Here is a 7,967-nt window from a genome sequence, read left to right as displayed (position 1 = left end):
CATCGGGCGCGCCGCAGGCGGGCGACGCCGAGACCGCCTCCGCCCCGGCCAGCGAAGGCGCCGACATCACCGTGATCGGCGTCCGCGGCGCGCAGAAGGCGGCGGTCGACCTGAAGCGCAACGCACCACAGATCGTCGACTCGATCGTCGCCGAGGATATCGGCAAGCTTCCCGACTCGACCATCGCCGACTCGCTGCAACGCGTTCCCGGCATCCAGATCGACCGGTCGGCCGGCGAAGGATCGGGCGTCAACATCCGCGGCCTGGGCCAGGTGCTGGTGACGCTGAACGGCGAGCAGTTCCTCGACGGGCAGAGCATCGACAATGCCCAACCCAACTTCACCGACGTTCCCGCCACGCTGTTTTCCGGCGTGGACGTGTTCAAATCGTCGACCGCCCGCCAGGTGGAGGGCGGCGTCAGCGGCATCATTGACCTGAAGACGCGCCGTCCATTCGACCTCAAGCACGGTCTCACCGTGACCGCCGCGGCGCAGGGCGATTATGGCGATCGCACCAAGAAGCTCGACCAGCTCTATTCGGGGCTGGCCGGCTATCACTCCGACCGGTTCGGCATCGTCCTGGCGGGCTCTTATCAGAAGGCGAACCTGGCCAATATCCGCATCGACACCGGCAATAGCTGGCTGGCGTCGGGCGAGTCGGTCAGCAACCGCGACTTCAACGGCGACGGCAAGATCGACACCACGATCACCAAGGGCAGCGGTGACTATGTCTATCAGCCGGCGGTGGACAATCTGTCCAACCAGAGGACCCAGCGCGAGCGCTACGCGATCGACGGCTCGGTGCAGCTTCGCCTGACCGATCAACTGACGCTGACCGCCGATGGCTTCTACACGCATCTTGATGACCGCACGCGATCGGTGAACATCCAGGTCAACAGCGGCTATGCGCCGCTGGCGCTGCAGTCGGGGTCGGTGTACGACAAGAATGGGGTCGTCACCGTCGGCAGCTTCGCGCTGCCGCAATTCGTTGAGGACAGCTTGGCGACCAACCTTACCTCGCGTACCTACAACACCAATCTTGAGCTGACCTACGACAACGGCAGCGACTTCAAGGGCACGGTTCGCTGGGTCCATGCCGACGCAAAGCGGGGTTCGGTATCGTCGCAGGCGGACTCCAAGGCGACCAGAGGGTCGCTGCTCGTGCGCGGCACCGCGCCGCAATGTCAGCAGGGCGGTCCGGCCAGCGCCGCGCCGGCGTCCTGCGTCCAATATCAGAACCCCAACGGGTTCCCGGCGGTCAATCTCGCCATCGATTATACCACCCGCTACCCGACGCTCCGCTTCGGCACCGACGTCAGCAACCCGGCGAACTGGGAGCTGTTCTCGACCTGGGGCTATGGCGACAATCGCCGGTCGAAGACCGATGCCTATCGCGCCGACGGCACCTTCACCTTCCCGGGCGACGGGTTCTTCAAGACGATTGATGCAGGCGTCCGTTACAACACACGCGACGTCAGCACCCAGGGCCAGTTCAAATATCTCGCGCCGGTCACCGTGCCGGGTATCGGTACGCTGAGCGGCCCGGGCGACCTTTATTTCTACAAGGACGCCGGCATCGGCCAGACCGGCACGCCGGCGATCCAGGATCGGTCCGTCATCCCGATCTATACCTTCGCCCAGCTTGGCAGCCGTATCCAGCAATATACCAACTTCATCTTTCCTGGCGTGCCGGCGGCGGGCATTCCCGGGCTCGACCCCTATGCGATGGCGGACCCGCTCGCCTTCCAGAACAGCCTCTATCCGGGCAACGTCCCGTATGAGGACCCGACCACCAGCTTCCGCGTCAAGGAGAACACCGCCGCGGCCTACGCCCAGCTCAACTTCGCATCCGAACCCGACGCCGTGTTCGGCCTGGGCGTGTCGGGCAATGTCGGCCTGCGCTATACCATCACGACGCGTACCGTCTTTTCGAACACCACCGATCCGTCCAGGTTCATCGGTACGGGTGGCAATTATAACGGAGTCTTCCTCAACTTGGGCACGTCCGCCGGCAAGAAGCAGATCGACCGCTTCCTCCCCGCCGGCAACCTGACGATCGACTTCGACCAGCACACCAAGCTCCGGCTGGCCGCCGCCAAGGTGGTGGGCGAGCTCAACCTGTTCGATCTCGGCGCCGGCCGCGTGCTATACTACGGTGCCAATAACGGCCGCTACCCGACGCTGCCGAGCACACTGCAGGTCTTCCTCCAGGGCAACTCGGGCAATCCCGCGCTCGATCCGTTCCAGTCGACCAATTACAACGCATCCCTGGAGCGCTATTTCGGTCAGGGCGGTCTGCTCAGCGCGGCGGTGTTCCTGTTCGACGTGAAGTCCTTTCCGCAGAACCAGGGGATCATCACGCCGATCCCGGACGCGGACGGCGTCGTGCGCGCGGGCGGCGTCATCCAGACCACCGCCAATGGCGGCGGCGGCAAGATCAAGGGCGTCGAGCTCGGCTACCAGCAGCAGTTTACCTTCTTGCCCGGTTTCCTCAGCGGCTTCGGCGCCAACGCCAACTTCACCTTGTCGGACAGCGAGAGCTCGAACGCCGACCTGTTCGGCAAGCAGTTGCCCGTGCCCGACAACTCCAAATACCAGTATAACGTCATCGGCTTTTACCAGAAGGGCCCGGCTCAGGCGCGCATCGCCTACAATTGGCGGAGCAGGCGCTTCAACCAGATCCAATATGTCAACGGGTCGGGCGACGGGCTGGCAGTGTATTCCAAGCCGGTCGGCTATCTCGACGCCTCGGCGAGCTACGACATCATCCCCAACGCGACCATCTTCGTGCAAGGCGAGAACCTGACCCGATCGAACGACGAGCAATACGCGCAGTTCAAGAACCTGTTCTACCAGCAGAACATCTTCGAGCGGCGGTTCACGATCGGCATCCGTATTCGCAACTGACCACCGTACCCGTCCCGCCCGGCGAACCCCGCCGGCGGGGTGGGCTTCTTTGGGCTCGGGCAGGCGGCCGCTCGTCAGGACCGGTGCGCGCGTCCGGGCGGCGGGGCGAGGACGGCGCGGATCGCGGTCTCGGCGACGGGGGCCATCAGGGCATAGCCCGCCCGATTGGGATGGACCCCGTCGGGAGTCAGCGAGGCGCGCATCGCGTCGCCGTCGTGGAGCACGCTCCAGTAATCGGCATAGACCGCGCCCGTGCGCGCGGCATAGGCCCGCAGCCAGGTGTTGAGCGCGGCGATCGCGGGCGCGGTGACCAGCCCGGGCCGCCAGTTGAAATGGTCGGCCGGCGGCACGGAGGCGATGATCACGCGGATGCCGTTGGCGCGCGCCAGCTCGGCCATGGATGCGATGTTGCCCTCGGTCTCGGCCAGCGTCATTGGGCCGGTGTTGCCGGCGATGTCGTTGGTACCACCCATGATCTGCACGGCCGCCGGATGGAGCGCGATCACGTCCTGGCGGAAGCGGAGCAGCATCTGCGGCGTGGTCTGCCCGCTGATCCCGCGTCCGACCCGATCGTCGGCGAAGAAGCCGGGCATCTGCTCGGCCCACCCCTGGGTGATCGAGTCGCCCATGAACACGACGCGGCGGTGCGCCGGGTCGGGCGCCAGCGCGGCGTTCGCCTCGCGATAATGATCGAGCCACGCCCAGTCCTGGTGCAAACGGATCTCCTCGGCGGACGGTGCGCCCTGCTGGGCGGTCGCGGTCGCCGCGACCGCGAGGGTCGTCAACGTCATCACCAGCTTTTTCATGCCATCCGCTCCTGCATGGCGTCGAGCGCGACGCCCTTAGTTTCCGGGAAGACGAGCGGTACGACGATCGCCTGCACCGCCATCGCGGCGGCGAAGATCACGAACGGCGCGCCCGGCGACCACGCCACCAGCGCCGGGAAGACGGCCGCGATGCCCGCGTTGAGCAGCCAGTGCGTGCTGGCGCCGAGCGCGCTGCCGCGCGCGCGCACCGCCTGCGGGAAGATTTCCGACAGGTAGACCCAGATCACCGCGCCCTGGCTGGTCGCGAAGCAGGCGATGAAGCCGACCAGCGCCGGCAGCAGCGCCGCGCCATCGATCCGGCGGTACAGCACCCCCGCCGCGACCGCGAGGCAGACCGTCATCCCAGCCGCGCCGACCGCGAGCAGCGTGCGGCGGCCCACCCGATCGATCAGCGCCATGCCCACCAGCGTGAAGACGAGGTTCGCCGCACCGATCAGCACCGCCTGCCGATCGGGCGACAGGCTACCCGCGCGCGCGACGATGTCGTTAAGGTAATAAAGGACGGCGTTGATCCCGGCGAGCTGATTGAAGCTCGCGAGCAGCACCGCCAGCACGATTGGCCGCCGGTGCCGCGCCCACGACAACCGTTCGTCGGCGGGACTGGCGGCGAGCGTGGCGGCGATGCCGTCGACCTCGATCGACGCCTCGGCGGTCGACAGGCCGATGCGCGCGAAGGCGGCGCGCGCATCGGCATCGCGCCCGCGCGTCAGCAGCCAGCGCGGGCTGTCCGGGATGCGAAGCAGCAGCAGCACGAAGACGATCGCCGGCAGCGCCGTCACGCCCAGCTTCCATCGCCAAGCGTCGTCGTGGACCAGCCCCGCGACGACCGCGTTGCTGAGATAGGCGACCAGGATGCCGGTCACGATCGCGAGCTGGAACAGCCCGACGAGCAGGCCCCGCCGCGCGGGCGGCGCCACCTCGGCGATATAGACCGGCGCCAGCACCGACGACCCGCCGATCGCCAGCCCGCAGACAAAGCGGAAGGCGACGAAGGCGGGCCAATCGGTCGCGAGCGCGCAGCCAAGGCCGGCCAGGACGTAGAACACGCCGAGCACGCCCAGCACCCGCCGGCTGCCGAACCGGTCGCCGGGCCGCCCCGTGGTCAGCGCGCCCACGAGCGTCCCCCACAGCGCCGCCGACACGGTGAGCCCCAGCGTGCGGGGCGTCAGGTCGTAGACCCGCGTCAGGTCGCCGGTGACGCCGGCGATGACCGCCGTGTCGAAGCCGAACAACAGCCCCGCGAGCGCGGCGGTGCCGATGCTGGCGGCGAGGACGCCCTTCGTCAGATTGGCCTTCACCGGACCGGCGCGCCCGTCGCCGCGACGTTCCACCCGCGCAAGGCCACGTGCGGATTCGCCGCCTTTGCGGTCGGGTAACGGACCTCGACCGTGCGTGTCTCGTCGGGGAGCAGCGAGAGGTAGTTGTCCGTGAAATAAGCCGGCAGCACCTGCGTGCCGTCGGCGTTGACCATTGTCAGCTTGGCCTCGATCGCCGGCGTCGCGCTGGCGTTGGTCAACGTGACGGCGGTGACCGTCTCGTCGCCCTCGACGCGGTCGGCCGACCGCATCCCCAGCGTCACCGGGGCCAGCGCGTTCATGGCCTGGAACGCAGCATCGTCCTTCGCCTGCCAGTAGAAGTTGGTCGACAGCACCGCGCCCTTCGCGTCAGTCGCCTCCAGCCGGACCAGCGCGACGCCCCGCGCCAGCGCCGGCGCGAGATCGAGCGTAAAGGCGTCGCTCACCGCCTCGCGCGGCGCGGCGATCGTCGCGCTCCGCTCCGTCAGTACCTGGCCGTCCAGCGCCACCACCTTGGCACGGACGGTCACCCGGCCAAGGTCCGCCAACTCGTTGTTGACCAGTACGACCTTGTGGTCGGGCAGGTTCATCTGGACGTGGACGGGCTCGGCGGCCTTCTTGACGCCGTAGAAGGACGCGTGCGTATCATAGTCCGACGAGAACATCTGCCAGTGCGACGACGGCCAGGCGGGCTGCGTCATCCACAGCATCCGTCCACTGTTGCGCGTCCAGAGCCCCGCGTTCATCCCCTCGAACACCGCGCGGTACGATTCATACTGCATCATCTGCGCCTTGCGCTCAAAGTCGGCGAGGCTGGTGCCCGCGCCGAACCGCGCCGCGAGCGCGTCCATGTACGTCTTGACGCCGCCATTCCCGCCCTGGTGCCAATCATGATACGCCCAAGTGTCGCTGATCGGCCATTGGTCGGCGGCGGGGATCGCGCGCTTCCAGGATTCGAGCGTCGGAAAGGACGGCGTGCCGCTCTCGACGGAGAAGCCCCGCGCGTTGGTCGTGAAATACTCGACCGGGGGCCGCCAGTTATAGGGGCCGCTGTCCTGCAGGTTCACGCGGTTGGACGAGCCCATGTAGAGCCGCGTGCCGTCCTCGCGGTTGATCAGCGCCTGCAGGCCTTCGTTGAGGATCGGCTGCGGCACACCCTCGTTACGGCCGAACCACAACACGATCGAGGGGTGATTGCGGTAACGCTTCACCACGTCGGTCGCGTTGGTCATCATCAGCGCCGGGTCCTGCGTCTCGACATTATAATCCTGCGTCGAGTTCCAGAAATCGTTCAGCACCATCAGGCCGTATTCGTCGGCCAGGTCATAGAACGTCTCGTCGGTGCTCTGCCCAACCCAGTTGCGCACGACGTTCAGATGAGCATCCTTGTGGAGGCGGAAGAAGGGTTCCAGCCGGGCGCGATCGACGCGCTTCATGAAATCATCCATGCCGATGTTGCCGCCGCGCGCGGCGATGCGGACCCCGTTGACGCGGATGACGAGATAGGGCGTCAGCCCGTCCTCGTCGGCGATCGGCGTGACCGCGGGCGAGGTCTCCGCGCCCGGCACCAGGCTCGCCGCCCAGCCATTGGCGACCTTGCGGATGCCGGCATGGCTGCCATCGACGACCTGCTGACCCAGCTGGCGCGCGCGCGACAGGTCGATCCCGACGCGTTCGAGCACGCCGTGGCGGTCCATCAGCGACAGGTCGTACGTCACCTGGCGTATGCCGAAACGGAGATGCTTCACGTCGCTCGGCCGGCCGTCGACGCTGGCGGTCAGCATCAGGTCGTGGAGCGCGGCGTCGCCATAGCCGTTGGGCCACCACAGCCTGGGATGCCTGACCGTTAGTTGCGGGAAGCTGGCGGGCGTCATCACGACATCGGCCGACTGGCCGGGGGCGAGCGTCACCTGCTTTTCCACGACGACGTCGTCGAAGCCCGCGCGCACCGTCGCGGTCACCACGCGGTCGGTCGGGTTGGTGACGGGGGTGGTGATCTCGACCTGCGCGACGCTGTTGTCCGCCCGGGGCAACGTCGTCACGACGTGCGCGTCGCCGAGCGTCGCGGCGCCGGTCTCGCTCAGCGTCACGCCCTGCCACAGCCCGGTGTTGCGGTCGCGGACGCTGGGGATCCAGTCCCACCCCTCGGTCGCGACGAAGGTCGGGCCGTCGAGCATCATGGTGCCGCCATTCTCGCCATTGCCGCCGGTCAGCGACTCTTCCTGCGCGAGGCCGGGGTGCGGCGGCGGTGAGACGCGCACGGCGACCGCGTTGCGGCCCGGTAGCAGCCTGCCGGTGACATCGAAGCGGCCACGGATGAAGGCGCCCTTCATCGTGCCGATGACGTCGCCGTTCAGCCAGACCTCGGCGGCATAGTTGACGCCGTCGAAGGTGAGATACCGGCGCCTGCCCGGCTCGCCGGCCGGCGCGTCGAACTCGCTACGATACCAATAATCCTGCCGCGCCAGTCCCTCAGGGATCGCCATGTTGTTCAGGCCGTGGGCAGGGTCGGGATAGACGCCGCGATCGACCAGGGTCGTCAGCACCGTGCCCGGCACCGTCGCCACATACCAGCCGCGCGCATCAAACCCGGCGCGGCTGATCGCGGCGCCAGGCGCGGTCACCTTGGGCACCTCGGCCAGCCGCCAGCCGGCGACGTCCCATCGCCCGTCGCCGCGCGCGACCAGCGCCGGGCCGGACGGCACCGGCTTGGCGACCGGCACGGCGAAGGGTGCGTTGGACCGTGGTAGCGTCCAGGCGTCCTGCGGCGTCACCTGGCCGATCTGCTGATGAGACTGGATCGGCCATTGCGGACTGCCCGGGGTGAAGGCGATCAGCGACGGGTCCGGTGCCCGCGCCGCCTCGTCGCGTAGCGCCGCGGGCGCGGCGGCGCCCACCGCCAGCGTGAAACCGGCGATCCGCCCGGCGAACACCGGCCC

The 7,967-nt window shown here is 67.9% G+C and carries 4 protein-coding genes; 1 reads left to right on the top strand and 3 read right to left on the bottom strand.

What is annotated here, in order from left to right; genetic code table 11:
- A partial coding sequence (locus tag HUU95_RS03760; protein WP_174278880.1) for a TonB-dependent receptor occupies positions 1-2,906 on the top strand: 2,906 nt, incomplete at its 5' end.
- Between the two features lie 74 nt (positions 2,907-2,980).
- On the opposite strand, the gene HUU95_RS03755 is transcribed toward HUU95_RS03760, so the two are convergent.
- The 3 genes from HUU95_RS03755 to HUU95_RS03745 form a co-directional block, all read right to left on the bottom strand.
- Positions 2,981-3,712, bottom strand: coding sequence for an SGNH/GDSL hydrolase family protein (locus HUU95_RS03755; protein ID WP_174278879.1), 732 nt, complete (start codon positions 3,710-3,712; stop codon positions 2,981-2,983).
- Positions 3,709-5,031, bottom strand: coding sequence for a sugar porter family MFS transporter (locus HUU95_RS03750; protein ID WP_174278878.1), 1,323 nt, complete (start codon positions 5,029-5,031; stop codon positions 3,709-3,711). The genes HUU95_RS03755 and HUU95_RS03750 overlap by 4 nt, the downstream gene beginning before the upstream one ends.
- On the bottom strand, positions 5,028-7,967 hold a 2,940-nt coding region (locus HUU95_RS03745), incomplete at its 5' end, for a glycoside hydrolase family 2 protein (protein ID WP_217429760.1). The genes HUU95_RS03750 and HUU95_RS03745, both read right to left, overlap by 4 nt.

The sequence above is a fragment of the Sphingomonas bacterium genome (assembly GCF_903643065.1).
Taxonomy (GTDB): domain Bacteria; phylum Pseudomonadota; class Alphaproteobacteria; order Sphingomonadales; family Sphingomonadaceae; genus Sphingomonas.
This window is presented reverse-complemented; position numbering and strand designations above follow the sequence as displayed.